The following is a 25,508-nucleotide window of genomic DNA, read 5'->3' on the forward strand; positions in this document are numbered from 1 at the left end:
AGCACGCCGACGTCAACGCAGCCCGCAACATCGCCGCACGCGGCGCCGCGGGCTGGGCAGTGAGTCACGCTGCCGACGACGCGGCCTGACCCACCACATCCAGTGGCGGCCAAGAGCTGCAAGCTCGGCCCCTTTTCAGGGCCGAGAAGCTGACGCCGTCCCACCACCGTCGGACCCGCCGAGATCTTCATCGCGGCGACCGGCGAGACGACCGGCAAGCTGCTGATCCTGGTCTCGTTCGGCGCGCAGTTCTTCTGCGGCATGTCGTCGGTGACGGCCAACTCCCGGATGATCTACGCGTTCTCACGGGACGGGGCGCTGCCGTTCTCGTCCTTCTGGCACCGCATCAACAAGCGCAGCCGGACGCCCACCAACGCGATCTGGCTGGCCGCCGGCGGCGCGTTCGTCCTCGCGCTGCCCGCGATCTGGAACATCACCGCCTACCTGGCCGTCACGTCGGTCGCGGTCATCGGCCTCTACATCGCCTACGTGATCCCGACGTTCCTGCGGCTGCGGCAGGGCGACGACTTCAAGGCGGGGCCGTGGAACCTCGGCCGCTGGAGCAAGCCCATCGGGACGCTCGCCGTCATCTGGGTCCTGTTCGTCTCGGTGGTGTTCATGCTGCCGCCCGCGAACCCGATCACCAAGGACTCGTTCAACTACTCCCCGATCGCGATTCTGGTCGTGCTCGGCGGCGCCGGGCTGTGGTGGGTGCTGTCGGCCCGCAAGTGGTTCAAGGGGCCGAAGGTGCAGGGCAGCGCCGAGGAACTCGCCGCCATCGAGAAGGAACTCCAGTCGCTGGGTTAGGAGAACCGTGACCACATCGCTCACCCTCGACGAGCTGCGCGGGCAGGCGGAGAACGGCCGGGTCGACACCGTCATCGTCGCGATCACCGACATGCAGGGGCGCCTCCAGGGCAAGCGGCTCTCGTCCCGCTTCTTCCTGGAGGAGGTCGCCGGGCACGGCTCGGACGGCTGCAACTACCTGCTGGCCGTGGACGTCGACATGAACACCGTGGACGGCTACGACATGTCGTCCTGGGACACCGGCTACGGCGACTTCGTCATGCGTCCCGACCTCGGCACGCTCCGCCGGATCCCCTGGCAGAAGGGTGCGGCGCTCGTCCACGCCGACATCGTCGCGGAGGACGGCACCGACGTGGCGCCCTCGCCCCGGCAGATCCTGCGGCGCCAGCTCGCCCGGCTGGCCGAGCGGGGCTGGGGCGCCTACGTCGGGACGGAACTGGAGCTCATCGTCTACAAGGACTCCTACGAGGACGCCTGGAACAAGGCGTACCGGAACCTCACCCCGGCCAACCAGTACAACGTGGACTACTCGCTGCTCGGCGGCGCCCGCGTCGAACCGCTGCTGCGGCGGATCCGCAACGGGATGACCGGCGCGGGCATGTACGTGGAGTCGGCCAAAGGCGAATGCAACCTCGGACAGCACGAGATCGCGTTCCGCTTCGACGAGGCCCTGCGGACGTGCGACAACCACGTCCTCTACAAGACGGGCGCCAAGGAGATCGCCGCCCAGGAGGGCATGTCGATCACCTTCATGGCCAAGCCGAACGAGCGGGAGGGCAACTCCTGCCACGTCCACCTGTCGCTGCGATCCTCGGACGGAACGCCCGTCCTCGCCGGGGACGGGCCGCACGGCCTGTCGCGCCTCGGCGAGCACTTCATCGCGGGCCAGCAGGCATGCTTGCGCGACTACACGCTGCTGTACGCGCCCAACATCAACTCCTACAAGCGGTACCAGCCCGGCTCGTTCGCGCCCACGGCGATCAAATGGGGCATCGACAACCGGACGTGCGCGCTGCGCCTCGTCGGGCACGGACCGTCCCTGCGCATCGAGAACCGCGTCCCCGGCGGCGACGTCAACCCGTACCTGGCCGTCGCCGCGATGATCGCGTCCGGTCTGCACGGCATCGAGAACGAGCTGGAGCTGGAGGAGCCGTTCGTCGGCAACGCCTACACGACGGACGCCGCGACGGTCGTCGGCAGGCTCCGCACCGCCGCCGACGACTGGAGCCACAGCTCCCTGGCCCTGGACGCCTTCGGCAAGGAGGTAGTCGAGCACTACACGAACTACGCGAGCGTAGAACTCGACGCCTACGACCGAGCGGTAACGGACTGGGAGATGTACCGAGGCTTCGAGCGCCTGTGATCACACGTTCACTTGCGGCGTGTTGCCCTTTTGAGGGGCCTTATAAGGGCAACACGCCGCAAGTCAAGGAGACAGGGAGGGGGATATGAGCGGGTTCGAGGTCGTCAATCCGGCCACTGAAGAAGTGATTGAGCGGGTGCCGCTGGCTTCCGTTGAGGAGGTTGATGCGGCTGTTGCGCGGGGGCGGCGAGCCTTTCGTGCTTGGCGAGACGTGGCGCCCGGGGATCGGGCCCGGCTGCTGCGAGCGTTCGCCGAGGTTGTGGACGCTCATGTCGGTGAGCTGGCCGAGCTGGAGGTGCGGAACGCCGGGCATCCGATCGGGCAGGCTCGGTGGGAGGCCGGGAACCTGCGGGACGTCCTGCAGTACTACGCGGCTGCGCCTGAGCGGCTAATGGGGCGGCAGATTCCGGTGCCGGGCGGGGTCAATGTGACGTTCGCCGAGGCTCTCGGTGTTGTGGGCGTCATCGTCCCGTGGAACTTCCCCATGCCGATCATGAGGTGGGGGCTGGCGCCGGCGCTGGCGGCGGGGAACACCGTGATCGTGAAGCCGGCCGAGCTGACGCCGCTGACCGCGCGGCGGGTCGGCGAGCTGGCGCTGGAGGCGGGGCTGCCGGACGGCGTGGTGCAGGTGCTGCCGGGCGCCGGACCGGTGGCGGGACGGCGGCTGGTCGAGCATCCGGACGTCCGCAAGATCGTGTTCACCGGATCGACGCGGGTCGGCACGGAGATCATGGCGGCGTGCGCGCCGGACGTGAAGCGGCTGACGCTGGAGCTGGGCGGCAAGAACGCCAACATCGTGTTCGCGGACGCCGATCTGGAGAAAGCGGCGGCGACCGCGCCCTACGCGGTGTTCGACAACGCCGGGCAGGACTGCTGTTCGCGGTCCCGGATTCTTGTCCAGCGTGCTGTTTACGAGCGGTTTCTGGAGTTGCTGGAGCCGGCCGTTCGGGGGGTCGTCGTCGGTGATCCTCGGGACGAGAAGACCGAGGTCGGGCCGCTGATCAGTGCGAAGCACCGGGAGAAGGTCGCGTCCTATGTGCCGGAGAGCGCTCCCGTGGCGTTCCGAGGGTCGGTGCCGGAGGGGCCGGGGTTCTGGTTCGCGCCGACCGTGCTCGCCGGGCCGTCCTGCGCGGCGCTGCCGGCCTGGCGGGACGAGGTGTTCGGGCCCGTCGTCGCCGTCGTCCCGTTCGAGGACGAGGCCGACGCGTTCCGGCTCGCCAACGACACGCGGTATGGCCTCGCCGGCTCCATCTGGACCCGGGACGTCGGACGCGCTTTCCGTGCCGCCCGCGCCGTCGAGGCCGGGAACCTGTCGGTGAACTCGCACTCGTCCGTCCGGTACTGGACGCCGTTCGGCGGGTTCAAGCAGTCGGGCCTCGGCCGCGAGCTGGGCCCGGACGCCCTCGACGCGTTCACCGAGACCAAGAACGTCTTCATCGCCACCGAGCACTGACAGGAGTGACATCGATGCAGCGTCTGGAGGGACGGGCGGCCGTCGTGACCGGCGGCGCGAGCGGCATCGGCCTCGCCACCGCGCGCCGTTTCGCGCGGGAGGGCGCGCGGGTCGTCGTCGCGGACGTCGACGAGACCGCCGGCAAGACCGCGGCGGACGAGCTGGGCGGCCTGTTCGTCAAGGTGGACGTCACCAGCGAGGACGACGTCGAGGCGTTGTTCCGGACCGTCCACGAGACGTACGGGCGCGTCGACGTCGCGTTCAACAACGCCGGCATCGCGCCACCCGAGGACGACTCGATCCTGGAGACGGGCCTGGACGCCTGGAGACGGGTGCAGGACGTCAACCTCACGAGCGTGTACCTGTGCTGCAAGCACGTCATCCCCTACATGGTGGAGCAGGGCAAGGGGTCGATCATCAACACGGCGTCCTTCGTGGCGGTGATGGGCGCGGCGACGTCCCAGATCTCCTACACCGCGTCCAAGGGCGGGGTGCTGGCGATGTCGCGGGAGCTGGGCGTGCAGTTCGCGCGGCAGGGCGTCCGGGTGAACGCGCTGTGCCCGGGGCCGGTCAACACGCCGCTGCTTCGGGAGCTGTTCGCGAAGGCCCCGGAGCGGGCGGCGCGGCGGCTCGTCCACATCCCGGTGGGACGGTTCGCGGAGGCGTCCGAGATCGCCGCCGCCGTCGCGTTCCTGGCGTCGGACGACGCGTCCTTCATCACGGCGTCGGAGTTCCTGGTGGACGGCGGCATCTCCGGCGCCTATGTGACGCCCCTTTGATGTGAGCTGCTAAATCGGGTCCGCGGCATTGGCATGCGCCTAGGTAGCCGCGGAACGTCCCCCATGCGCATCATGGGCCGTTCTCACCCCGGTGCACGGAGGTATCGACCTGTGAAGCGCGGTCATGTAGCGGTGCTGGTTCTCGTGCTGGCGCTCAGCGGATGCGGCGGCTCCGACGACGGCGGCGGCCAGGACGCGGGCGGGCAGGCTCCCTCGCCGGCGGCCTCGGCACCGGCTCCCGCGCCGTCCGGCAACGCGTCCGGCAAGGGGAGCAAGGCCAGTCCGGCGCCGCCCGCCGTGTCGAAGGCGGCCGAGCAGTTCAACGACTGCATGCGCAAGCAGGGGGTGGAGCTGCCGAGCCCGAACCCGACGTCCACGCCCGCCAAGCAGGACGTCGAAAAGATCAAGGCGGCGCTGCGGACGTGCGTGAAGTCGGTGTCGGCGTCGGCGGCCCCGGACCCGGGCTGACGGCCGCTGGTCGCCCGGCGGGGCCGCTGCTAGATTGGCGGTCAGCCGATGATCCCGTGCGGGAGAGTCCCACGCAGCCGGTGTGGGACGCCGAAGGAGCAAATCCTCCCCGGAACCTCTCAGGCCCACGGACCGCACGGACCAGGCGACCTCTGGAAAGCGGGGACCCCGTTCCCCCGCCGAAGGTGAAAGCCCGCAGGCAGGCGGGTGAAGCTCTCAGGCGCCGATGACAGAGGGGGAGGCACCGAGCCGCCCGGTGCGCGAGTGGGACGATGGACCACGCGCGCCCGCGACGAAGGAGCCGAACCCATGTCCGCCGATCCGTCCGCCGATCCGAAGACGACCCCGCTGCACGACGTCCACCGGGACCTCGGCGCGAACATCGTCGACTTCGCCGGCTACCTGATGCCGCTGCGCTACAAGAGCGAGACCGCCGAGCACGAGGCCGTCCGCACCGGCGCGGGGCTGTTCGACCTGTCGCACATGGGGGAGATCTTCCTGTCCGGGCCGGGCGCCGGGGCGGCGCTCGACTACGCGCTGGTCGGGAACCTGTCGCCGATGCCGGTCGGCAAGGCCCGCTACACGATGATCTGCGGGCCGGACGGCGGCGTCCTGGACGACCTGATCGTCTACCGGCTCGCCGACGAGACGTTCATGGTCGTCGCGAATGCCGCCAATGCCGCCGTCGTCCGAGAGGCCCTGGTCGAGCGGGCCGCGGGCTTCGAGGCCGCCGTCGACGACCGCACCGACGCCTACGGGCTGATCGCCCTGCAGGGCCCCCGCGCCCAGGAGATCCTCGAAGGGTTCACCGACGCGCCGGTCGGCGACCTCAAGTACTACGCCATCCTGGCCGGACGGGTCGCGGGCGTCGACGCGCTGGTCGCCCGCACCGGGTACACGGGCGAGGACGGTTTCGAGCTGTTCGTGGACGCCTCCGACGCCGTCGCGGTGTGGCGGACGCTCGCCGCCGTGGACGGGGTCGTCCCGGCGGGCCTCGCGGCGCGCGACTCGCTGCGCCTCGAAGCGGGCATGCCGCTGTACGGCAACGAGCTGACCGCCGAGACGACGCCGTTCGAGGCGGGCCTCGGCCGGGTCGTGAAGCTGGACAAGCCGGTCGATTTCGTGGGCAAGACCGCCCTGGCGGCGCAGGCGCAGACCCCGCCGGGCCGTAGGCTCGTGGGACTGGTCGCGCGCGGGCGTCGCGCGCCGCGGAAGGGGTACCAGGTCGTCACGTCCGGCGGCACGCCGTGCGGGGTCGTGACGAGCGGGGCCCCTTCGCCCACACTGGGCAGGCCGATCGCCCTGGCGTACCTCGACAGCGGCGTCGAGGGCACGGACCTGGCCGTGGACGTCCGCGGCCGGCCCGAGCCGGTGGACGTGGTCGACCTGCCGTTCTACAAGCGTCCCTGAAAGAGAGAGAACATCGTGAGCGTTCCGGAGCAGCTCCGCTACAGCGAAGAGCACGAGTGGGTGGCCGGTCTCGGCGGCGAGGACGGCATCGTCACCGTCGGCATCACCGCGCACGCCGCCGACGCGCTCGGCGAGATCGTCTACCTCGAGCTGCAGCCGTCCGAGGGCGACACCGTCGAGGCGGGCGAGCCCTGCGGCGAGGTCGAGTCCACCAAGTCGGTCAGCGACCTGTACTCCCCCGTCAGCGGCGAGATCACCGCGATCAACAGTGCCGTGGTGGACGAGCCGAAGGTCATCAACGACGACCCGTACGGCGAGGGCTGGATCTTCAAGGTGCGGATCTCCGACGAGCCGGGCGACCTGCTCGACTCCGCCGCCTACGACAAGCTGATCGAGGAAGCATGAGCCTCTACGACTCCCTCGCGACGGCCGACCCGGAGGTCGCCGAGGCCGTCGCCGCCGAGCTGCACCGCCAGCAGTCCACCCTCGAAATGATCGCGTCGGAGAACTTCGCACCGGTCTCCGTGCTGGAGGCGCAGGGCTCCGTCCTGACCAACAAGTACGCCGAGGGCTACCCCGGCAAGCGGTACTACGGCGGCTGCGAGTACGTCGACGTCACCGAGCAGCTCGCCATCGACCGGGCCAAGTCGCTGTTCGGCGCCGACCACGCGAACGTCCAGCCGCACAGCGGTGCGCAGGCCAACACGGCGGTGTACTTCGCGCTGCTCCAGCACGGCGACACGATCCTCGGGCTCGACCTCGCGCACGGCGGCCACCTGACCCACGGGATGCGGCTGAACTACTCGGGCAAGACGCTGAACGTGGTTCCGTACCACGTCCGCGCCGAGGACGGCCTGGTCGACATGGACGAGGTCGCCTCGCTCGCGGCGGAGCACCGTCCGAAGATGATCGTGGCGGGCTGGTCGGCGTACCCGCGGCAGCTCGACTTCCCGGCGTTCCGCGAGATCGCCGACTCGGTCGGGGCGCTGCTCATGGTCGACATGGCGCACTTCGCCGGGCTCGTCGCGGCGGGGCTGCACCCGTCGCCCGTCCCGCACGCCGACATCGTCACGACGACCACGCACAAGACGCTGGGCGGCCCGCGCGGCGGCCTGATCCTCGCCCGCGAGGAGTACGGCAAGAAGATCAACTCGGCGGTGTTCCCCGGCATGCAGGGCGGCCCGCTGGAGCACGTGATCGCCGCCAAGGCCGTCGCCCTCAAGATCGCCGCGTCGGAGGAGTTCCGGGCCCGGCAGGCGCTCACCGTGGAGGGTGCTCGCCTGCTGGCCGAGCGCCTCCTCGCCGAGGATTCCGCCAAGGCCGGCGTGAAGGTCCTCACCGGCGGGACGGACGTCCACCTCGTCCTGGTCGACCTGGTCGACTCCGAGCTCACCGGACGGGACGCCGAGGACCGCCTGCACGACATCGGCATCACCGTGAACCGCAACGCGGTGCCGAACGACCCGCGCCCGCCGATGGTCACCTCCGGCCTGCGGATCGGCACCCCGGCCCTCGCCACCCGCGGCTTCACCGCCGAGGACTTCGCCGAGGTCGCCGACGTCATCGCGCTGGCCCTCCAGCCGTCCTTCGACCGCGATGCCCTGGCGGCCCGCGTGAAGGCGCTGGCCGACAAGCATCCCCTGTATCCGAACCTGTGACGTCTCCGCGCCCCCTCCTTTCATCGGGAGGGGGCGCAGCTACAACGAGGTAGCTCATGGCCATCAGCGTTTTCGACCTGTTCAAAATCGGGATCGGCCCTTCGTCGTCCCACACCGGTGGCCCCATGGCGGCGGCGCACCGTTTCGCCCGCGGCCTGGAACGCGACGGCCTGCTGGAGAAGACCGCTTCGGTGCAGGTCGTCCTCTACGGTTCGCTCGGCCTCACCGGAAAGGGCCACGGTAGCGACAAGGCCGTCATCCTCGGTTTGGAGGGCGACAAGCCAGAACTGGTCGATGTAGACCGGGTGGACGAACGCCTGGCGGCAATCCGCGAACGCGGGGCGTTGCGCCTCTTCAACGACCACGACATCCCTTTCGTGGTCAACGAGCACCTGCACTTCGAACGCAAGGAATCGCTGCCCGGCCACCCCAACGGCATGCGCTTCACCGCCTACGGCGACCCGGGCGAGGAACTGCGCTCGAAGGTCTACTACTCGGTCGGCGGCGGCTTCATCGTGGACGAGAACGCCACCGGCGCGGACCGCATAAAGCCGGACGACACCGTCCTCCCCCACCCGTTCGACACGGCCGCCGACCTCCTCGACCGGTGCCGCGAAACGGGCCTGTCCATCTCGGCTCTGATGCTGGAGAACGAGAAGGCGTTCGGCCGGACTCCTGAAGAGGTCCGCGAGGACCTGCTGGCCCTCTGGCAGGTGATGCGGGCCTGCGTGACCCGAGGCTGCACCCGCGAGGGACTCCTCCCCGGCGGCCTGAAAGTGCGCCGCCGCGCGCCCCAACTCCACCGCCAGCTCTCCACCGAGAAAGCCTCAGACCCCCTCCACGCAATGGACTGGGTCACCCTTTTCGCCCTCGCCGTGAACGAGGAGAACGCCGCCGGCGGCCGCATCGTCACCGCCCCCACCAATGGCGCCGCGGGCATCATCCCGGCTGTCCTGCATTACTACGACCGCTTCCTGCCCAGCGACGACGAAGGCGTCGTCCGCTTCCTGCTGACCGCCGGCGCGATCGGCGTCCTGTTCAAGCAGAACGCCTCCATCTCCGGCGCTGAAGTCGGCTGCCAGGGCGAAGTCGGCTCCGCCTGCTCCATGGCCGCCGCCGGACTCACCGAAGTCCTGGGCGGCACCCCCGAACAGGTCGAGAACTCCGCCGAAATCGGCATCGAACACAACCTGGGACTGACCTGCGACCCGGTCGGCGGCCTGGTCCAGGTCCCCTGCATCGAACGCAACGCGGTAGGCGCCATCAAGGCCATCAGCGCCGCCCGCATCTCCCTCCGCGGCGACGGCCGCCATTTCGTCACCCTCGACAAGGCCATCAAGACCATGCGCGACACCGGCCGCGACATGCTCGACAAATACAAGGAGACGTCCCGCGGCGGCCTGGCCGTCAACGTCATCGAGTGCTGATCCGCGGGTGGAGCCGGCCATGAACCGGAACCGAGCACGACGTTCACGCGGCGTTTCGTTCAGCGGGACATCGCGTCGAGGCGGCGGGCGAGGCGGGCGGTCGCCTCTCGTAGTTCCGGCGGCTCCAGGATTTCGGTCTCGAAGCCGAGGCTCGCCACGTGGACGGCGAGCCAGTCCAGGTTGTCGCCGCCGACGATGAGCAGGCACCAGCCGTCGCGATCGTCCTCGACGCGTCCCACCTGGGGCGGTATCAGTTCGCGCACCTGGTCGGCCGCGGCATGCAGCCGCACCCGGACGAGATGCCGGTACGGCGCCTCGGTCACGGAGTGCTGCACGTAGGCGACCGGGTCCGGATGCTCCCTCGGCCGGAAATGCCAGGTCGTCGCCGCCACCTCGCGCATCCGGTCCAGCCGGAAGGTGCGCCAGTCGCCGCGGTCGACGTCCCACGCCATCAGGTACCAGCGTCGGGCGGTGGCGACCATCCGCACCGGCTCCACCGTGCGCTCGCGCTCCCCACCGTCCCGTCCGGCATACCGGAACCGCACCCGGACGGCGTCGCGGCAGGCCCGCGCCAGCGTCACCAGCAGCTCCGCGTCGATCTCGACGCCGGGGCCGACGAGGGTCTCGGTGGCGCCGTGCACCGCCCGCACCTCGGCGCGCAGCCGGGGCGGCATCACTTGGTCGAGCTTCGCCAGCGCCCGCAGCGCCGCCTCGCCGGTCCCGGCGACCGTGCCACCGGACGCCATCCTGAGGGACACCGCCGTCGCGATCGCCTCCTCGTCGTCCAGCAGCAGCGGCGGCAGCCGGGTCCCCGCGCCGAGCCGGTAGCCGCCGCCGACGCCCGCCGTGGCGTGGACGGGGTAGCCGAGCGCGCGCAGCCGTTCCACATCGCGGCGCACCGACCGGTCGGTGACACCGAGTTCTTCGGCGATCTCGGCGGCGGTCCAGGACGATCGGCGCTGCAGCAGCGCGAGCAGCCGAAGCACCCGCTCGGTCGTCCCCTCAACGGTCATGACGTTCATGGTCACACAGATCGCGGAACGTTCCTGTCCGCTATATGGGGAACGCTGGACCCATGACCGACCAAGACTGGAATCCACTGCTCCGAGAGCAGATCACCTGGCACTGGGACAACCAGCTCCGCGCCCGCCTCGACGGGCTCACCGACGACGAGTACTTCTGGGAGCCGGTGCCCGGCAGCTGGAACGTCCGCCCGCGCGGCACCGGCACCGCACCCGTCCAAGGGGGAACCGGCGCGGTGACCATCGACTTCGCCTTCCCGCCGCCCGACCCGCCGCCGTTCACGACGATCTCCTGGCGGCTCGGGCACGTCATCGTCGGCGTCCTCGCGATGCGCAACGCCGGACACTTCGGCCGCGCACCCGTCGACTACCAGTCCTTCGAGTACGCCGCGACCGCGGCCGAGGCGCTGGCCCAGCTCGACGCGGAGTACGCCACCTGGCTGGCCGGCGTCCAATCCCTGGGCGAGGAGGCCCTCGCCCGCCCCAGCGGCCCCGCCGAGGGACCGTACGCCGAGTATCCGCTGGCAACGCTGATCCTGCACATCAACCGCGAGCTGATCCACCACCTGTCCGAGGTGTGCCTGCTCCGCGACCTCTACCTGCACCGGAAGGCGAGCTGACATGGCCCGCGAAATCCAGATCACCTTCGACTGCGCCGACCCCGCCGCCCTGTCGGCGTTCTGGGCCGAGGCCCTCGGCTACCGGCTCCAGGACCCGCCCGGCAACTTCACGTCATGGGACGAGGCGCTGAAGGCCATGGGCGTCCCGCCCGAGAACCGCAACGACGCCTCGGCGGTGACCGACCCCGAGGGCGCCGGACCGCGGCTGTTCTTCCAGCGGGTGCCCGAAGGAAAGCAGGCCAAGAACCGCGTGCACCTCGACGTCCGAGCCGCCCCCGGCCTGGACGGCGAGGCCCGCATGGCCGCCCTGGAGGCCGAAGCCGACCGCCTCGTCTCCCACGGCGCCACCCGCCTCCATCGCCACGAGCCCGCTCCCCCACTCGGCGCCGGCCACATCGTCATGACCGACCCCGAAGGCAACGAATTCTGCCTCGACTGACTCCCAAAGCGCCGTCAAGCCGTTGGAGTCATGACCGAGGCAGCCGCTGGTATCATTTTGGTATGAGCACTCGCAGCATTCGGTTCCCGGACGAGTTGGACGCTCCGCTGGCGGCGCTTGCGGAGGAAGACCGCATCTCCGTGAACACCGCAGTCGTTCGGGCCGTGGAGGACACGATCGCCCGCCGGTCTCAGGAGTCGGCCATCGCGAACGCCGCCGACCTCGTGTTCGGCAAGCGCGCGGAGCTGTTCAAGCGGCTGGCCGACACGTGATCTATCCCACTGCCGAACAGGCCATCGCGTTCAACGCCCGGCATCTCGGAGGCCAAGCGGCCGTCCGAGATGCCGGGTTAGTACAGAGCGCCGTGGCCCGCCCCCAAACAGTCACTTTCGGTGTCGAGGCGTACACGACCTTGCCCGAGAAGGCTGCGGCCCTGCTTCACTCGCTCATCTGCAACCATCCGTTCGTTGACGCCAACAAGCGAACCGCATGGGCGGCAACCGAGATCATGCTCATCGCAAACGGGCATGTCTCCGGTCTTACCAACGATGAGGCGTTCGACCTGCTGATCCAGATCGCGACATCTTGCTCGGAGATCGAGACCAAGGAGATCGCCGAGGCACTACGGGTAACTCGCTGGCCGGACTGCCCGTCAGACTAGCCATCCGGTTCAGGCGGGTGGGTGGCGGCCGCGTGTGAGGATCGCAGACGTGCCCGTGGATCCGCATCTGCTCACGGAGTTCCTCGTGGACGGCACGGTCGGCGTCCTCGCGGGACGAATCGGCGACTGGCTGCGCCGCCGCCACACCGCCCGCCGCCGACTCAACACGGCGGTAGGGACCCTCTTCATCGGCCTGGGCGTCCGCCTAGCCGCAGAGAGGTGACCCCGGCGACCACGACGCACGCTGCAAGGCGGCCGGGCTGATCACGTCCCGCCGCGCGAAGAACGGAGAGACGACCCCGGGGACGACGGCGCACGCTGCGGCGCTGCGAGGCGGCCGGGCTGATCCGTCCCGCGGGGCGGAGAGCGGCTACCTGGTCTACGGCGAGGGCGCGGCAGAGATATCCGGCGCCTCCTCGTGGTGGGGCGCACGCTCGGCGGACGTCTGGTTCAGGGTGTTCGGGTGCCGCGGCCGGTGGGCGAGTGGGCGCCCATGCGGGCCTCGTTGCCGCAGTGGCGGCAGATGACCATGGGGCTGAGCGTGTCGCCGCAGGAGTGCTGCCAGCGGACGGGCGGGTCGTCCGGGTGCAGGTGCCGGTCGCCCCATCGCATCAGGACGAGGAGCACGTCGCAGAGTTCGAGACCGGCCGGCGTCAGGTGGTACTCGTAGCGGGCCGGGTGGTCGCTGTAGCGCTTGCGCCGGATGATCCCGTTCGCCTCCAGCTTCCGGAGCCGGGACGTGAGGATGTCGCGGGACGCGCCCGTGTTGTGGACAATCTGGTCGAACCGCCGCACACCGTAGCTCAACTCCCGGATCGCGAGGAGGCTCCAGCGTTCGCCGACCAGGTCCAGGGTGTCGGCGACCGAGCATTCGCGCGGGTCGGCGTCCTTGGGCATGGCACGCAGCCTAGTCAGAGCCGCTCGACGATGGTGGCGTTGGCCAGGCCACCCGCTTCGCACATGGTCTGCAGCCCGAACCGTCCGCCGCGGTCTTCGAGGGCGTGCAGCAGCGTCGTCATGATGCGGGTGCCGCTCGCGCCCAGCGGGTGGCCGATCGCGATCGCGCCGCCGCGCACGTTGACCCGCGCCAGGTCGGCGCCCATCTCCCGCTGCCACGCGAGGACGACCGGCGAGAACGCCTCGTTCACCTCGAACAGGTCGATGTCGTCCAGCGTGAGGCCGCCCCGCTTGAGCACCTTCTCCGTTGCGGGGATGATCGCGGTGAGCATCAGGAGCGGGTCGTCGCCGGTCACGGCGAACGCGTGGAAGCGGGCGCGGGGGCGCAGGCCGAGGTGCTCGGCGACGTCCGCGCCCATGACCAGGACGGCGGCGGCGCCGTCGTTGACCGGGGACGCGTTGCCCGCGGTGATCTTCCACTCGATCTCGGGGAACCGCTCGGCCATCCGCGCGTCGTAGTAGGCCGGCTTGAGCCCGGCGAGGACCTCCGGTGACGTCGCGGGACGGACGGTCTCGTCCCGCTGCCCCGCCCAGGCGACCTCCCGGTCGAACTCGCCGTTCTTCCACGCCTCGGCGGCGCGGCGGTGCGACTCGCAGGCGTAGGCGTCGAGTTCCTCGCGCGCGAAACCCCAGCGGGCGGCGATCAGCTCGGCGCTGATGCCCTGCCCGACGAGGCCGTCCGGATACCGCTCGCCCAGCATCGTCCCGTACGGGTTGCTGCCGGGCAGGACGCTCGACCCCATCGGCACCCGCGACATCGACTCGACCCCGCACGCGATGGCGATGTCGTAGGCGCCGCTCTGCACGCCCTGCGCCGCGATGTGCAGGGCCTGCTGGGACGACCCGCACTGCCGGTCGACGGTCATGGCGGGGACGCTCTCGGGGAACCCGGCGGCGAGGACGGCCGTCCGGGTGATGTTGAGGGCCTGGTCACCAACCTGGGTGACGACCCCGCCGATGACGTCGTCGACCTCCCCCGCCTCGATCCCGGCCCGCTCGACGAGCACCTTGAGCGTCCGGGCCAGCAGATCGGCGGGAAGCTCCTCGTGCAGGACCCCGTTCGCCTTCCCCTTGCCCAGCGGAGTCCGCACCGCCTCCACGATCACCGCGTCCCGCACCGCGACCACCTCCGTTGTGTTTTCCAACTAACCCGGCCAGTTTCCGCTCACCAAGTTGGAAAACACAACCCACCACCAAGGTGCGCTACCTCACACCGGCGGGCATGGCGAAGGGGCCGCGGCGTTGTGCCGTGGCCCCCGCTGGGTCGGGCCGCTCAGCGGGAGGGGCCCATGCCGTGGTCCGTCTGTTCCCTCCATGCGTCGAAGGGCCCCTTGATGGAGCCGCCCGGACTTTCGCGGTGGGACAAGCGCGCCTCCTTGATGCCCTCGACGTCACGTTCACTTCGGACATTAGTCCCGTGTGCGGATATAGCCGACAAATCGCGGCCCAAGGTGTCGTCAAACCGCAGCAGAACGCCCGGACTCGCGTCCGGGCGCTGGGGTGCGGTCGGTCAGCCGCCCTTGAACATCGCGCGCATCTTGCGGGCGGCGTCGCCCGGTTTCTTCTTCTGGGGCGCGCCCGTGGCCTTCTGCGCGCGCGGCGGGTCCTCCGGACGCTCCGGTTCGGTGTTCGCCCTGCCCTCGGGCTTGCCAGGCTTGTCGGTCACGACAACTCCCCGATGTCGCTGCACTGTCGTCCCATAGGTACCCCGTCTACCCCGGATAGAAGCGCACTTCGGGACGGCCGACCTGTCCGTAGTGGGGCTTGCGGTGCGCCAGGCCGTTCTTCGCCAGGTACTCCAGGTAGCGGCGCGCGGTGACGCGGGAGACGCCGGTGAGGTCGGCGGCAGCGGCGGCGGACAGGCCCTCGGACGCGCGGGACAGCACGTCGGTGACGGCCTGGAGCGTCTCGTCGCTCATGCCCTTCGGCAGCGCGCGGTGGTCGGGGGTGCGCAGGGTGGCGAGCATGCCGTCCACGTCGGCCTGGCCGCTGACCTCGCCCGTGCCGACCGCCTGCTCCCGGAAGCGGGCGTAGCGGTCGAGCTTGTCGCGGAGGGACGCGAACGTGAACGGCTTCAGGAGGTATTGGACGACGCCGACGGAGACGGCCGAGCGGATCACCGCCAGGTCGCGGGCCGAGGTGACGGCGATGACGTCGACGTCGTGGCCCGCGGCGCGGAGGGTGCGGCAGACGGTGAGGCCGTGCGTGTCCGGGAGGTAGAAGTCGAGGAGGACGACGTCGACGGGGGTGCGCTCGAAGAAGCGCAGGGCGTCCGCACCGGAGTGGACGACGCCGGCGACGGTGAAGCCCGCGACGCGTTCGACGTAGGTGCGGTGCGCCTCGGCGGCGACCGGGTCGTCCTCGACGATGAGCACTTCGATCATCGGTGGTCCAGGGGGATGCGGACGGTGAACACGGCGCCGGCGCCGCGCCCCACGTGGAGCTCGCCGCCGTGCCGCCGGACGGCCCGGCCGACCAGCGCGAGGCCGAGCCCGTGCCCGACCGGCCAGCCGCCGGACGTCTTCGTCGTCCAGCCGCGCCGGAACATGTCGGGCACGTCGGACGGGTCGACGCCCCGCCCGCTGTCGGACACTTCCAGCAGGAGCGTACCGGCGTCCTCCCGGGCGGTGACGACGACCCGCGGCGGCCGGGCGGCGGCGTTGTCGACGGCGGCGTCCACCGCGTTGTCGATCAGGTTGCCGAGGATGGTGACGAGGTCGCGGGCCTCGACGGTCCCCTCGATCGCGGTGTCCTCGGTGATGACCAGCTCGACGCCGCGCTCGGCGGCCTCGGCCGACTTGCCGAGCAGGAGGGCGGCCAGGACGGGTTCGGTGACGGAGTCCACGACCCGGTCGGTGAGGCGCTGCGCGGCCGCGAGTTCGGCGGTGGCGAACTCGACGGCCTGGTCGGGACGGCCCAGCTCGACCAGCGACACCACCGTGTGCAGGCGGTTCGCGGCCTCGTGCGCCTGCGAGCGCAGCGACTCGGCGAACCCGCGGACGGTGTCCAGCTCGCCGGTCAGGCTCTGCAGTTCGGTGTGGTCCCGGAAGGTGACGACGTTGCCCATCGCCCGGTCGCGGGACCGGACGGGCGAGGTGTTCACGACCAGCACGCGGGTGTCGCCGACGTGGATCTCGTCCGAGCGCGGCTCGGGCGCGACGAGGGTGGCGACCAGCTCGGCGGGCAGGCCGAGATCGGTGACGGGACGTCCGCGCAGGTCGGGCGGAGGCAGCACCGGCGACCGCCCGGGCCGCGCCCGTCCCGCGCCACCCGGGCGATGTGCGCCGGGGCTGGTCCTCCTGGCGTCCGGGTGAGGGGTACCGGATGGCCGTGTCGCGGTGGCCGGGTGGGGGATGCCGGGTGGCCGCCTCGCGGTGGTCGGGTGGGGTGCGCGCAGGTCGAGCAGGTCGAGGGCGGCGTCGTTGCACAGGACGACGCGGCCCGCCCGGTCGAGGATGAGCAGGCCCTCGCGGACGGCGTGCAGGATCGCCTCGTAGTACTCGAACATCTCGCGCAGCTCGCCGGGCGCGACGCCGCGGGTCTGCCGGCGCAGCCGGGCGGAGACGAGGTAGCTGCCGGCCATCCCGGCGGCGAGCACGATGCCTGCGACGGCGCCGAGCGCGACCAGCCGCTGCTGCAGCCGGCCGGTGATCACCCGGACCGTGATGCCGACCGCGACCAGCGCCACCACCCGGTGCCGGTCGTCGAACACGGGGGTGACGGTCCGGACGGACGGGCCGAGCGTGCCGGTATAGGTCTCGGTGAACGTCCGGCCGGCGACGGCGGGCGCGGTGTTGCCGACGAAGTGCCCGCCGATCCGGGACGGGTTGGGGTGGGTGTAGCGGATCCCCGCCGGGCTCATGATCGTGATGAAGTCGACGCCGGTGTCGTGCCGGACGCGTTCGGCGTACGGCTGCAGCAGCGCGCTCGGGTCCGGGGTGGCGAGCGCCGTCCGGACGTTCTGCGCGTCCGCGATGCTCACCGCGACCGCCGTGACGGTCTGCGTCGCGCCGTCGTCGGCGGAGCGCCCGGCGTCCATGAAGGCGAGCACGGCACCGGCCGCGACGAGCAGCCCGACGATCGCGGCCTGCAGCACGAGCAGCTGCCGGGCCACGCTCCAGTTGCCGGGCACCGCCCAGCGGGGACGCCGCATCGCACCTCCCGTGCCCGTTCGTTCCGGTCGCGCCGTGAACGAAATGTACACAAGCGTGACGGCCGTCACAGGTCCGCGCATAGTAGCGGGTGCAGCAACCGCTGCTCCGCCGACCTCGCTCCCGACCTGCGCGGCCTCTCCCAGCGCGGGCGCCCGCCGTGTGCATGCGCCGTCCGTCCCGGCGCATGGGCGCCCGCCGACGAGCGGGCGCCCGTCCCGGACCGGCCCGGGACGGGCGCCGCTCCTCCCCGCCATCTCTCCCCCCGCGTCCAGGCGTGTCCGTTCCCGGTGGCCAGAGCCGAGGAGTGCAGCCGTGTCCGAGCCGACCGCCGCGCCACAGCGAGCGCGCCGCGACCGCGTCCATTATCTGTATCTCGCCGTCCTCGGCGCCGTGGTGCTGGGCGCCGCGGTCGGGCTCGCCGCCCCGGACTTCGCGCAGGAGCTGAAGCCGATCGGCACGGCGTTCGTGAATCTGATCAAGATGATGATCTCGCCGATCATCTTCTGCACGATCGTGCTGGGCATCGGCTCGGTCACGAAGGCGGCGAAGGTGGGCAAGGTCGGCCTCGTCACGATCGCCTACTTCATGGTGATGTCGACGTTCGCGCTGGCCATCGGGCTCGCGGTCGGGAACGTCCTGCATCCGGGCGAGGGCCTGCACCTGGACCCGTCGTCGGTCGCGGCGGCCAAGGAGCAGGCGCAGGGCGGCGAGGGCACCACCGACTTCCTGCTGGGGATCATCCCGGCCACGCTGGTGTCGGCGCTGACCGCGGGCCAGGTCCTGCAGGCGCTGCTGGTCGCGCTGCTCACCGGGTTCGCGCTGCAGGGCCTCGGGCCGGCGGGCGAGCCGATCCTGCGCGGCGTCGAGCACCTGCAGCGGCTCGTGTTCCGCGTCCTCTGGATGATCATGTGGGCGGCGCCGGTCGGCGCGTTCGGCGCGATCGCGGCGGTGGTCGGGTCGAGCGGCTGGGCGGCGCTGCGCAGCCTCGCGGTGATCATGCTGGGCTTCTACGCGACGTGCGTGGTGTTCGTGTTCGTCGTGCTCGGCGCGGTGCTGTGGGCGGTCAGCCGGATCAGCGTCTTCGCGCTGCTGCGCTACCTCGCCCGCGAGTTCCTGCTGATCCTGTCGACGTCGTCGTCGGAGTCGGCGCTGCCGCGGCTGATCGCGAAGATGGAGCACTTCGGGGTGAGCCGCCCGGTCGTCGGCATCACCGTCCCGACCGGGTACTCCTTCAACCTGGACGGGACGGCGATCTACCTGACGATGGCGACGCTGTTCATCGCGTCCGCGCAGGACCGGCCGCTGTCGGTCGGCGCGCAGATCCCGCTGCTGCTGTTCATGATCGTCGCGTCGAAGGGCGCGGCGGGCGTCACCGGCGCCGGGCTCGCCACCCTCGCGGGCGGCCTCCAGTCGCACCGGCCCGAGCTGGTGGACGGCGTGGGCTTCATCGTCGGCATCGACCGGTTCATGTCCGAGGCCCGCGCGCTGACGAACTTCGCGGGCAACGCCGTCGCGACCGTGGTGATCGGGACCTGGACGAAGGAGTTCGACGCCGAGCGGGCCCGCCGCGTCCTGGCCGGCGAGGACCCGTTCAACGAGGACACCATGCTCGACGACCACGTCCGCGCCCCGAAGCCGTCCGCCACGGAACCGGCCCCCGTGACGGCGTGAGACGCGGCCGCCCGGTGCCACGCGCCCCGGTACCGGGCGGGCCGTCAGGCGGGCTCGGGCTGCGGGCGGCGGCGACGGGGGCGCGCGAACACCGGGCGGAAGCGGATCACCACCGGCAGGTCGGGCATCCCGAGCGCGCGGCGGTAGCGCTCGACCGGGCCCGCGCCCAGCTCCCCGTACACCTCGCCCACCAGCGTGTCGCCCGCGCAGGAGACGTTCAGCAGCAGGCGCGGCCGGTCGGCCGTGCCGGTGAGCCGGACGCGGACGTCCTCGACGCCGGGCAGCGCGCGCACGTCCCGGTCGAGGTCGGCGCCGGCCGCCCGCGCCCGGACGCGGGTCTCGCCGTCCAGGTCGGGCCACCGCTGGTGGACGAGCGTCCGGCCCTGCAGGACGAGCCACAGCTGCCCGGCGAGGGCCAGCAGCTCGGCGGCGCCCGCCGCGGCCGGCAGGAACCACCCGGCGCCGTCCGCGAAGCGCACCAGCGCGGGGTCGAGCAGCGGCCTGTCCGACGGGGCGCCGAACGCGTCGAACGCGCCCAGCCCGAGAGCCGTGGCCAGCGCACCGGCCAGCAGCAGCACCGCCCCGGTCACCGCGATCGCGATCCGCATGATCAGTCCTTCCGCCAGCCGAGCCGGACGTCGACCGGCGGCCGGTGCATCGGCTCGATCCGGTCCAGGCGCGCGTCGACCGCGGCCCGGACCAGCTCCGGCAGGTTCGACGGGTTGCGGTAATAGGTGCCGGCCCGGACGACCAGGCCCCGCCGGAAGACGCCGAGGCCCCGGACGCGGGCGCGCTCGATGCCGGGCACCTCCAGGGCCGCGTCGGCGACCGCCCGGCGCAGCGCGGCACGTCCGATGAGGCCGGCCTGGCGCGGGTCGGAACCGGCCAGCGGCACCCCGCGCAGCCGGCCGGGCAGTGCGGCGACCAGGAACGCGGCCCCGAGGACCGCCACCGCCGCCGCCACGACCACGACGTTCGGGTCGCTCCACGCGTACCGGCGCAGGACGTCCAGCAGGGCGGCCACGCCCGGCACCGGATGCACCGCGGACCCCAGCGCCGCCGCCAGCAGCTCGATCGCGGCGACCCCGCCCGCCGCCGTCACCAGCAGCGACGCGGCGAACCCCGCGAACGCGCGGCGCGGCCGGAACTCGCGCACGGCCAGCCGCCGCGCCTCCCGCCTGCTCCGCTCCTCCTCGATCAGGTCCTGGACCAACGCCTCGGCCATAGCCACCCCCGTGAGCCATCGGCACGTCCGACATCCTCACTCATCGTGAGGCATGACCACGCGGAGTGAAACACGCCATGCCGACATCTCACGGAAAACCCCAGGTCAGCGGAAGCATCAGGGGAACGCCGACGCAAGCGGAGCGCGTCGGCGCCAAGCGTCCAAGGCCAGCGCCGGCGTCGGGGTCAGCGCTGGCGTGGCAGCGCTGGCGTCAGGGGCCGTGCTGGTGTTGGGGTCAGCGGAAGATGACCGTGCGGTCGCCGTTGAGGAGGACGCGGTGCTCGGCGTGCCAGCGGACGGCGCGGGCCAGCGCGAGGCACTCGACGTCGCGGCCGACCGCCACCAGCTCCTCCGGGCTGTGGGTGTGGTCGACGCGGGCGACCTCCTGCTCGATGATCGGCCCCTCGTCCAGGTCGGCGGTGACGTAGTGCGCGGTGGCGCCGATCAGCTTCACGCCGCGGGCGTGCGCCTGGTGGTAGGGGCGGGCGCCCTTGAAGCTCGGCAGGAACGAGTGGTGGATGTTGATGATCTGCCCGGGGAGCTTGGCGCAGAAGTCGTCCGACAGGATCTGCATGTACCGGGCGAGGACGACGAGGTCGGCGCGGTAGTGCTCGACCAGCGTGAGGATCTCCGCCTCCTGCCCCGCCTTGCCGCCGGACCCGGCCGGCAGGTGGTGGTAGTCGATCCCGTACGACTGGGTGAGGGGCCGCAGGTCGGGGTGGTTGGACGCGACGGCGACGATGTCGATGTCGAGCAGCCCGGACCGCGTCCGGTACAGCAGGTCGTTCAGGCAGTGCCCGCCCTTCGACACCATGATGAGGACGCGCGGGCGCTCGGCCAGCGCGTGCAGCCGCCATTGCAGCCCGAGTTCCGGCACCAGCGACGCGAACGCGCCGCGCAGCTCGTCGGGGTCGGTGTCGTCCAGGGCCGCGAACTGCACCCGCATGAAGAACGTGCCGGACTCGCCGTCGCCGAACTGCTGGCTCTCCACGATGTTGCATCCGCGCTCGGCCAGCAGTCCCGAGACGGCCGCGACGATGCCGGGCCGGTCGGGGCAGGACAGGGTCAGGACGAATTCGTTCAACGGTCTCACTCTTATCGCGGCGCGGCAGCTCAGAACGGGTCCCTTCGAGCTTACGCGGCCCCGTTGCGTCCCGCCGCCGTCCTTCCACGTGTCCACGCGAAACCACGGCGGCGCGCCCGCGTTCGTCTACTCGTGAGTAGTTTGAGGGTGTCCGTTGGGGTTAGTTTTGCGTTCATGCGGCGAATCCTGGTCGTGGTACTGGCGGTGGCCCTCGTGCTCGCGGGCTGCACCGAGGAGCACGGCACGAAGGGCGGGAAGGGCGGGCGCCCGGCGAAGGTGGACGGCGTCCCCACGTCGGCGGGCACGCACAAGCAGAAGATGGACGTGGGGACGTTGGGGCACCGCGAGTTCCTGCTGCACGTCCCGGGCAAGGTGTCGGACGGCGAGTGGGAGGACGGCAAGCCCGCCGAGCCGCCCGCACTGGTCATCGCCCTGCACGGCGGGCTCGCCAACATGGGCAAGATGGAGGACCTGACCGGCTTCGACAAGCTGTCGGACGAGCACGGCTTCCTCGTCGCCTACCCGGACGGGTTCATGACCACCTGGAACGCGGGCGACTGCTGCGGCGCCGCGAAGATCGGGAACATCGACGACGTGGGATTCCTGACCAAGCTGATCGACAAGATGACCGATGCGGGGCTGGCCGACCCGAAGCGCGTCTACGTCACCGGGTTCTCCAACGGCGCGGGCATGGCGTACAAGATGGCCTGCGAGAAGCCGGACAAGGTGGCGGCGATCGGGGTCGTCGAGGGCGCGCTGGTGACGCACTGCGATCCCGGCCGGCCGGTCTCGGCGATGATCTTCCACGGGACGGCGGACCGGAACGTCCCGTTCCACGGCGGCGGCGACCGCGACTTCAACGACAAGCGCCCGTTCCCGCCGGTGTCGAAGGCGGTCGAGTTCTGGCGTAAGCTCGCCGATCTGCCCGAACCGCACAAACAGGTCAAGGCGCTCGGCGACGACACGACCTGCGAGAGCACGGGCAAGGGGGCACAGGGCGTCGCGGTGACCTTCTGCAAGATCCAGGGCGGGAAGCACCAGTGGCCGGACGAGGCGAGCCCGATGCTCTGGGACTTCTTCGCCGCGCATCCTCGCGGCGGTACGTGAGAGCTTTTCACATTAGCCGGTAGTGTGGCAGTGTGACGAGCATGAACCTCCGGGACCGCTATGACGCCGCGACCACCGGGGTCGAGGCGCCGTTCGCCGTCGTCGACCTGGCGGCCCTGCGCGCCAACGCCGCCGGCCTCGTCCGCCGCGCCGCCGGCAAGCCGATCCGCGTCGCGAGCAAGTCGGTGCGCTGCCGGGCGATCCTGGAAGACGTCCTCGCGATGGACGGGTTCGCCGGGATCATGGCGTTCACGCTCCCCGAGGCGCTGTGGCTGGCCCGCGAGGGCCTCAGCGACGACATCCTCGTCGCCTACCCGACCGCCGACCGGACGGCCATCGCCGCGCTCGCCGACGACGCCGAGGCGGCCCGCGTCATCACGCTCATGGTCGACTCCCCCGAGCACCTCGAACTGATCGAGGACGCCGCCGGCGACCGGAAGATCCGCGTCTGCATCGACATCGACGCCTCGTACCGCCCCCTCGGCGGACGGGTCCGGATCGGTGCGCTGCGCTCCCCGCTGCGTACCGCCGCCGAGGTCTGCGCGTTCGCCGAGCGCGTCCTCAAGCGGCCGTCGCTCGACCTGGTCGGGCTGATGGCCTACGAGTCGCAGATCGCCGGTGTCGGAGACGTCCCGCCCGGACGTCCGGCGAGGGGCCGCGTCATCCGCGCCATGCAGCGGCAGTCCCGGCTGGAGCTGGCCCGGCGGCGCGCCGCGATCGTGCGGGCCGTCCGGGAGCTGACCGACCTCGAATTCGTCAACGGCGGCGGCACCGGCAGCGTCGAGAAGACGGCCGCCGAACGCGCCGTCACCGAGGTCGCGGCGGGCTCCGGCCTCTACCAGCCGCACCTTTTCGACCAGTACTCGAACTTCACCGGACGTCCCGCCGCACTGTTCGCGCTGCCTGTCGTCCGCCGCCCCGCGCCGGGCGTCGCGACCTGCCTCGGCGGCGGCTACCTGGCGTCCGGCCCGGCCGACGCCATCCGCCTCCCCCAGCCGTACCTGCCGACCGGGCTCTCCTACGACCCGAACGAGGGCGCCGGCGAAGTGCAGACACCGCTGCTCGGACGCGCCGCCGACCTGCTGTCCATCGGCGACCGCGTCTGGTTCCGCCACACCAAGGCCGGCGAGCTGTGCGAACGCTTCGACGCCCTGCACCTCATCGAGGACGGCCGCCACGTCCGCACCGTCCCCACCTACCGGGGCGAAGGCCAGACGTTCCTGTAGCGCGTAGGTTGGGGGGATGGACGCTCCCCTGATCAGTGTTCGCGGTGAGGCGGTGCTGGAGGCCGAGCCGGAGATCGCGCGGCTGTCGGTGCACGTGCAGTCGCAGGAGTCCGACCGGCGGACGGCGCTCGACCGGCTCACCGAGCGGAACCAGCGGTGCCTCGACCTGGTGAAGTCCTACGGCGAGGCCGTGGAGAAGCTGGAGACGGGCGGGCTGTCGATCACGCCGCTGCTGAAGTACAAGCGGCGCGAGGGCGACGTCCGGGCGTACCGGGGCACCGTCTGGATCAAGATCACGGTCGTCGACTTCGGGGTGCTCGGCGAGCTGGTGACCCGGCTCGGCGACCTGGAGCGGACGTTCGTCAGCGGGCCGGAGTGGGAGCTGCGCCGCGACAGCGAGGTGTACGGGCGGGCCGCGCGGCAGGCGGCGCACGAGGCCGTGGCGCGGGCGCGCAGCTACGCCGAGGCGCTCGGGGCCCGGCTGACCGGGCTGGTCGAACTGTCGGACGAGGGCGTCGGCCGCACACCGGAGGCCCCGGTCGCGCTCGCCGCCGCCTACGGGCGCGGGCTGGGCGACACGTCCGAGGAGCCGGAACCGATCGACCTGGAGCCGGAGACGCAGATCGTCCGCGCGACGGTCGAGGCCCGCTTCACCACAACGCAGCCCGACCTGGAGCCGCGGTGAGGATAGCGATCGTCGGGGCCGGCAGCGGCTACATGCCGGGGATCGTCCGGGGGCTGCTGCACCGCGCCGACGACCTCGCCGGGACGGAGCTGGCCTGCTACGACATCGACGCCGCGCACCTGGACGTCATGACGCGGCTCGCGCGGAACATGTTCGCCGCGCGGGGCGCCGCGATCACCGTGTCGTCGCACACCGTCCTCAAGGCGGCGCTGGACGGGGCCTCGTACGTGTTCACGACGTTCCGTCCCGGTGGGCTGGCCGCACGGCATCTGGACGAGTCGATCCCGCTGAAGCACGGTGTCGTCGGGCAGGAGACGGCAGGGCCGGGCGGATTCCTGATGGCGCTGCGGTCGGTGCCCGTCCTGCTCGATATCGCCGCCGAGGCCGACCCTGGCGCGTGGATCGTCAACTACACAAACCCAACCAATGTGGTCACCGACGCCGTCGCGCGCCACACCGATGCGCGCATCATCGGGCTGTGCGACCAGTACATCGGCGACACCGAGATGTGGGCCGAACTGCTGGGGCTGCCGTCCGACGGGCTGGAGGCCGACTGGATCGGCCTCAACCACGCCACCTGGGCGCAGCGGCTCCGGCTCGACGGGCGCGAACTCGACGTCCCGCTCCTGCTGGACGACCTGAAGGTCCCCGGCGGCGGCGCGACGCCCTGGCGCGACCCGTCCCGAATGGCGGAACTCGCCAAGACGCTCGGTTTCCTGCCGAACTCCTACGCCAAGTACTACTTCTTCCACGATGAAGTCGTGGAAGAGATGCGGGCGAAGGGCACGACCCGCGCGCAGGACATCCTCGCCATGCTGCCCGGCTACTACGAGCAGGTCGCCACCGAAGCCGACAAGGCCGACCCGGACCCGTCCCGGGAGCGCGGCGGAGGCGAGCACGGCGAGTTCGCCGTCGACGTCATCTGCGCCCTGCACCGCGACGAAGGCCGCCGGATGATCGTCAACACGCGCAACAACGGCGCGATCCCCTCCCTGGACGCCGACGCGATCGTGGAAGTCCCGTCCCTGGTCGGACGGTCCGGACCCGTCCCGCTGACGATGGGCCCGCTCCCCGGCCCGGTGCGCGGCCTCACCCAGGCAATCCACGCCTACGAGCGGCTCGCGTCCGAGGCGGCCGTCACCGGCGACCGCCGCACCGCGCTGCAGGCGCTCATGGCGCACCCGTTCGTCCGGAGCAAGCACACCGCCGAGAAGATCCTGGACGAGGGCCTCGCCGCCCACCGCGATCATCTCCCCCAGTTCCGCTGAACGGGGCGCGCCGCCGTCCCGTAC

At 71.3% G+C, this 25,508-nt stretch carries 29 protein-coding genes and 1 riboswitch; of the genes, 19 read left to right on the forward strand and 10 right to left on the reverse strand.

Features of this window, described 5'->3' with window-relative positions; genetic code table 11:
- A partial coding sequence (locus HUX53_RS40335) for a hypothetical protein (protein WP_217920191.1) occupies window positions 1-281 on the reverse strand: 281 nt, incomplete at its 3' end.
- Between HUX53_RS40335 and HUX53_RS32665 the strand changes: the two genes are divergently transcribed.
- The 9 genes from HUX53_RS32665 to HUX53_RS32705 all read left to right on the forward strand — a co-directional run bounded on the left by HUX53_RS32665 (window position 229) and on the right by HUX53_RS32705 (window position 9,365).
- On the forward strand, window positions 229-807 hold the full coding sequence (locus HUX53_RS32665) for an amino acid permease (protein WP_255205872.1): 579 nt from the start codon (window positions 229-231) through the stop codon (window positions 805-807). The two genes, HUX53_RS40335 and HUX53_RS32665, sit on opposite strands and share 53 nt — an antisense overlap.
- A gap of 7 nt (window positions 808-814) precedes the next feature.
- Window positions 815-2,170 carry a glutamine synthetase family protein gene (locus tag HUX53_RS32670; protein WP_309237541.1) on the forward strand — a complete coding sequence of 452 codons (1,356 nt, stop codon included), beginning with the start codon at window positions 815-817 and terminating at the stop codon, window positions 2,168-2,170.
- Between the two features lie 85 nt (window positions 2,171-2,255).
- The gene (locus HUX53_RS32675) at window positions 2,256-3,623 is read left to right on the forward strand and encodes an aldehyde dehydrogenase (RefSeq protein WP_176407068.1); all 1,368 of its coding nucleotides are present in this window, start codon (window positions 2,256-2,258) and stop codon (window positions 3,621-3,623) included.
- A 14-nt stretch (window positions 3,624-3,637) separates the two neighbouring features.
- Window positions 3,638-4,402 carry a 3-oxoacyl-ACP reductase gene (locus HUX53_RS32680; RefSeq protein WP_176407069.1) on the forward strand — a complete coding sequence of 255 codons (765 nt, stop codon included), beginning with the start codon at window positions 3,638-3,640 and terminating at the stop codon, window positions 4,400-4,402.
- A 132-nt stretch (window positions 4,403-4,534) separates the two neighbouring features.
- Entirely contained in the window at window positions 4,535-4,870 is a 336-nt protein-coding gene (locus tag HUX53_RS32685; protein ID WP_176407070.1) for a hypothetical protein, read from the forward strand.
- 49 nt (window positions 4,871-4,919) lie between these two features.
- A riboswitch (glycine riboswitch) is annotated at window positions 4,920-5,015 on the forward strand.
- Window positions 5,016-5,179: 164 nt separating this feature from the next.
- Complete coding sequence (gene gcvT / locus HUX53_RS32690; RefSeq protein WP_176407071.1) at window positions 5,180-6,280, forward strand: glycine cleavage system aminomethyltransferase GcvT; 1,101 nt, start codon at window positions 5,180-5,182, stop codon at window positions 6,278-6,280.
- A 15-nt stretch (window positions 6,281-6,295) separates the two neighbouring features.
- A complete protein-coding gene (gene gcvH / locus HUX53_RS32695; protein ID WP_176407072.1) occupies window positions 6,296-6,685 on the forward strand; it encodes a glycine cleavage system protein GcvH in 390 nt (129 codons plus the stop codon).
- The gene (gene glyA / locus HUX53_RS32700) at window positions 6,682-7,938 is read left to right on the forward strand and encodes a serine hydroxymethyltransferase (protein ID WP_176407073.1); all 1,257 of its coding nucleotides are present in this window, start codon (window positions 6,682-6,684) and stop codon (window positions 7,936-7,938) included. Before gcvH ends, glyA begins: the two co-directional genes overlap by 4 nt.
- Before the next feature lie 56 nt (window positions 7,939-7,994).
- On the forward strand, window positions 7,995-9,365 hold the full coding sequence (locus HUX53_RS32705) for an L-serine ammonia-lyase (RefSeq protein ID WP_176407074.1): 1,371 nt from the start codon (window positions 7,995-7,997) through the stop codon (window positions 9,363-9,365).
- A 59-nt stretch (window positions 9,366-9,424) separates the two neighbouring features.
- Here the strand turns inward: HUX53_RS32705 and HUX53_RS32710 are convergent, their stop codons facing one another.
- Entirely contained in the window at window positions 9,425-10,378 is a 954-nt protein-coding gene (locus HUX53_RS32710; protein WP_176407075.1) for a YafY family protein, read from the reverse strand.
- Between the two features lie 62 nt (window positions 10,379-10,440).
- Between HUX53_RS32710 and HUX53_RS32715 the strand changes: the two genes are divergently transcribed.
- The 5 genes from HUX53_RS32715 to HUX53_RS32735 all read left to right on the forward strand — a co-directional run bounded on the left by HUX53_RS32715 (window position 10,441) and on the right by HUX53_RS32735 (window position 12,330).
- Window positions 10,441-11,007, forward strand: a complete 567-nt coding sequence (locus HUX53_RS32715) for a DinB family protein (RefSeq protein WP_176407076.1) — start codon at window positions 10,441-10,443, stop codon at window positions 11,005-11,007.
- Between the two features lies 1 nt (window position 11,008).
- Window positions 11,009-11,446 (forward strand): VOC family protein, encoded by a 438-nt coding sequence (locus HUX53_RS32720; protein WP_176407077.1) that lies wholly within the window; start codon window positions 11,009-11,011, stop codon window positions 11,444-11,446.
- Window positions 11,447-11,508: 62 nt separating this feature from the next.
- The gene (locus HUX53_RS41855) at window positions 11,509-11,718 is read left to right on the forward strand and encodes a hypothetical protein (protein ID WP_176407078.1); all 210 of its coding nucleotides are present in this window, start codon (window positions 11,509-11,511) and stop codon (window positions 11,716-11,718) included.
- Window positions 11,715-12,107 (forward strand): type II toxin-antitoxin system death-on-curing family toxin, encoded by a 393-nt coding sequence (locus HUX53_RS41860; RefSeq protein WP_176407079.1) that lies wholly within the window; start codon window positions 11,715-11,717, stop codon window positions 12,105-12,107. Before HUX53_RS41855 ends, HUX53_RS41860 begins: the two co-directional genes overlap by 4 nt.
- A gap of 49 nt (window positions 12,108-12,156) precedes the next feature.
- Window positions 12,157-12,330 carry a hypothetical protein gene (locus tag HUX53_RS32735; RefSeq protein WP_217920192.1) on the forward strand — a complete coding sequence of 58 codons (174 nt, stop codon included), beginning with the start codon at window positions 12,157-12,159 and terminating at the stop codon, window positions 12,328-12,330.
- Between the two features lie 227 nt (window positions 12,331-12,557).
- Here HUX53_RS32735 and HUX53_RS32740 read toward each other — a convergent pair whose 3' ends face one another.
- From HUX53_RS32740 to HUX53_RS40345, 5 genes are all read right to left on the reverse strand, one after another.
- Complete coding sequence (locus HUX53_RS32740) at window positions 12,558-13,004, reverse strand: helix-turn-helix domain-containing protein (RefSeq protein WP_176407080.1); 447 nt, start codon at window positions 13,002-13,004, stop codon at window positions 12,558-12,560.
- Between the two features lie 14 nt (window positions 13,005-13,018).
- Window positions 13,019-14,182, reverse strand: coding sequence for a thiolase family protein (locus HUX53_RS32745; protein ID WP_176407081.1), 1,164 nt, complete (start codon window positions 14,180-14,182; stop codon window positions 13,019-13,021).
- A gap of 392 nt (window positions 14,183-14,574) precedes the next feature.
- Window positions 14,575-14,730: a hypothetical protein gene (locus HUX53_RS32750; RefSeq protein ID WP_176407082.1), complete on the reverse strand. Its 156-nt coding sequence runs from the start codon at window positions 14,728-14,730 to the stop codon at window positions 14,575-14,577.
- A gap of 46 nt (window positions 14,731-14,776) precedes the next feature.
- The gene (locus HUX53_RS32755) at window positions 14,777-15,448 is read right to left on the reverse strand and encodes a response regulator (protein ID WP_176407083.1); all 672 of its coding nucleotides are present in this window, start codon (window positions 15,446-15,448) and stop codon (window positions 14,777-14,779) included.
- Window positions 15,445-17,217: a sensor histidine kinase gene (locus tag HUX53_RS40345; protein ID WP_217920194.1), complete on the reverse strand. Its 1,773-nt coding sequence runs from the start codon at window positions 17,215-17,217 to the stop codon at window positions 15,445-15,447. Before HUX53_RS40345 ends, HUX53_RS32755 begins: the two co-directional genes overlap by 4 nt.
- A gap of 313 nt (window positions 17,218-17,530) precedes the next feature.
- Here HUX53_RS40345 and HUX53_RS32770 point away from each other — a divergent pair, with 313 nt between their 5' ends.
- Complete coding sequence (locus tag HUX53_RS32770; protein WP_176407084.1) at window positions 17,531-18,889, forward strand: cation:dicarboxylase symporter family transporter; 1,359 nt, start codon at window positions 17,531-17,533, stop codon at window positions 18,887-18,889.
- Window positions 18,890-18,933: 44 nt separating this feature from the next.
- On the opposite strand, the gene HUX53_RS32775 is transcribed toward HUX53_RS32770, so the two are convergent.
- The 3 genes from HUX53_RS32775 to purU all read right to left on the reverse strand — a co-directional run bounded on the left by HUX53_RS32775 (window position 18,934) and on the right by purU (window position 21,198).
- Window positions 18,934-19,497 carry a hypothetical protein gene (locus HUX53_RS32775; protein WP_176407085.1) on the reverse strand — a complete coding sequence of 188 codons (564 nt, stop codon included), beginning with the start codon at window positions 19,495-19,497 and terminating at the stop codon, window positions 18,934-18,936.
- Between the two features lie 2 nt (window positions 19,498-19,499).
- Window positions 19,500-20,114, reverse strand: coding sequence for a DUF6286 domain-containing protein (locus HUX53_RS32780; protein ID WP_176407086.1), 615 nt, complete (start codon window positions 20,112-20,114; stop codon window positions 19,500-19,502).
- A gap of 235 nt (window positions 20,115-20,349) precedes the next feature.
- Window positions 20,350-21,198: a formyltetrahydrofolate deformylase gene (purU, locus tag HUX53_RS32785; protein WP_176407087.1), complete on the reverse strand. Its 849-nt coding sequence runs from the start codon at window positions 21,196-21,198 to the stop codon at window positions 20,350-20,352.
- 174 nt (window positions 21,199-21,372) lie between these two features.
- Between purU and HUX53_RS32790 the strand changes: the two genes are divergently transcribed.
- From HUX53_RS32790 to HUX53_RS42770, 4 genes are read left to right on the forward strand one after another with little or no spacing between them, the layout of a single operon-like run.
- Window positions 21,373-22,305 carry a PHB depolymerase family esterase gene (locus HUX53_RS32790; RefSeq protein ID WP_176407088.1) on the forward strand — a complete coding sequence of 311 codons (933 nt, stop codon included), beginning with the start codon at window positions 21,373-21,375 and terminating at the stop codon, window positions 22,303-22,305.
- A 41-nt stretch (window positions 22,306-22,346) separates the two neighbouring features.
- Window positions 22,347-23,531 carry an amino acid deaminase/aldolase gene (locus HUX53_RS32795; RefSeq protein ID WP_176407089.1) on the forward strand — a complete coding sequence of 395 codons (1,185 nt, stop codon included), beginning with the start codon at window positions 22,347-22,349 and terminating at the stop codon, window positions 23,529-23,531.
- 16 nt (window positions 23,532-23,547) lie between these two features.
- On the forward strand, window positions 23,548-24,216 hold the full coding sequence (locus HUX53_RS32800) for an SIMPL domain-containing protein (protein WP_176407090.1): 669 nt from the start codon (window positions 23,548-23,550) through the stop codon (window positions 24,214-24,216).
- Entirely contained in the window at window positions 24,213-25,484 is a 1,272-nt protein-coding gene (locus HUX53_RS42770; RefSeq protein ID WP_176407091.1) for a glycoside hydrolase family 4, read from the forward strand. Before HUX53_RS32800 ends, HUX53_RS42770 begins: the two co-directional genes overlap by 4 nt.
- Window positions 25,485-25,508: the final 24 nt, after the last annotated feature.

This window comes from Actinomadura sp. BRA 177, from assembly GCF_013372625.1.
Classification (GTDB): Bacteria; Actinomycetota; Actinomycetes; order Streptosporangiales; family Streptosporangiaceae; genus Spirillospora.

Excerpts from the sequence above, each read along its gene's own strand:
- HUX53_RS32675 (WP_176407068.1), top strand. The coding sequence starts at position 2,256 with ATGAGCGGGTTCGAGGTCGTCAATCCGGCCACTGAAGAAGTGATTGAG.
- HUX53_RS32680 (WP_176407069.1), top strand. The coding sequence starts at position 3,638 with ATGCAGCGTCTGGAGGGACGGGCGGCCGTCGTGACCGGCGGCGCGAGC.
- gcvT (WP_176407071.1), top strand. The coding sequence starts at position 5,180 with ATGTCCGCCGATCCGTCCGCCGATCCGAAGACGACCCCGCTGCACGAC.
- glyA (WP_176407073.1), top strand. The coding sequence starts at position 6,682 with ATGAGCCTCTACGACTCCCTCGCGACGGCCGACCCGGAGGTCGCCGAG.
- HUX53_RS32705 (WP_176407074.1), top strand. The coding sequence starts at position 7,995 with ATGGCCATCAGCGTTTTCGACCTGTTCAAAATCGGGATCGGCCCTTCG.
- HUX53_RS32710 (WP_176407075.1), bottom strand. The coding sequence starts at position 10,378 with ATGACCGTTGAGGGGACGACCGAGCGGGTGCTTCGGCTGCTCGCGCTG.
- HUX53_RS32715 (WP_176407076.1), top strand. The coding sequence starts at position 10,441 with ATGACCGACCAAGACTGGAATCCACTGCTCCGAGAGCAGATCACCTGG.
- HUX53_RS32720 (WP_176407077.1), top strand. The coding sequence starts at position 11,009 with ATGGCCCGCGAAATCCAGATCACCTTCGACTGCGCCGACCCCGCCGCC.
- HUX53_RS41855 (WP_176407078.1), top strand. The coding sequence starts at position 11,509 with ATGAGCACTCGCAGCATTCGGTTCCCGGACGAGTTGGACGCTCCGCTG.
- HUX53_RS32740 (WP_176407080.1), bottom strand. The coding sequence starts at position 13,004 with ATGCCCAAGGACGCCGACCCGCGCGAATGCTCGGTCGCCGACACCCTG.
- HUX53_RS32755 (WP_176407083.1), bottom strand. The coding sequence starts at position 15,448 with ATGATCGAAGTGCTCATCGTCGAGGACGACCCGGTCGCCGCCGAGGCG.
- HUX53_RS40345 (WP_217920194.1), bottom strand. The coding sequence starts at position 17,217 with ATGCGGCGTCCCCGCTGGGCGGTGCCCGGCAACTGGAGCGTGGCCCGG.
- HUX53_RS32775 (WP_176407085.1), bottom strand. The coding sequence starts at position 19,497 with ATGCGGATCGCGATCGCGGTGACCGGGGCGGTGCTGCTGCTGGCCGGT.
- HUX53_RS32780 (WP_176407086.1), bottom strand. The coding sequence starts at position 20,114 with ATGGCCGAGGCGTTGGTCCAGGACCTGATCGAGGAGGAGCGGAGCAGG.
- HUX53_RS32790 (WP_176407088.1), top strand. The coding sequence starts at position 21,373 with ATGCGGCGAATCCTGGTCGTGGTACTGGCGGTGGCCCTCGTGCTCGCG.
- HUX53_RS32795 (WP_176407089.1), top strand. The coding sequence starts at position 22,347 with ATGAACCTCCGGGACCGCTATGACGCCGCGACCACCGGGGTCGAGGCG.
- HUX53_RS32800 (WP_176407090.1), top strand. The coding sequence starts at position 23,548 with ATGGACGCTCCCCTGATCAGTGTTCGCGGTGAGGCGGTGCTGGAGGCC.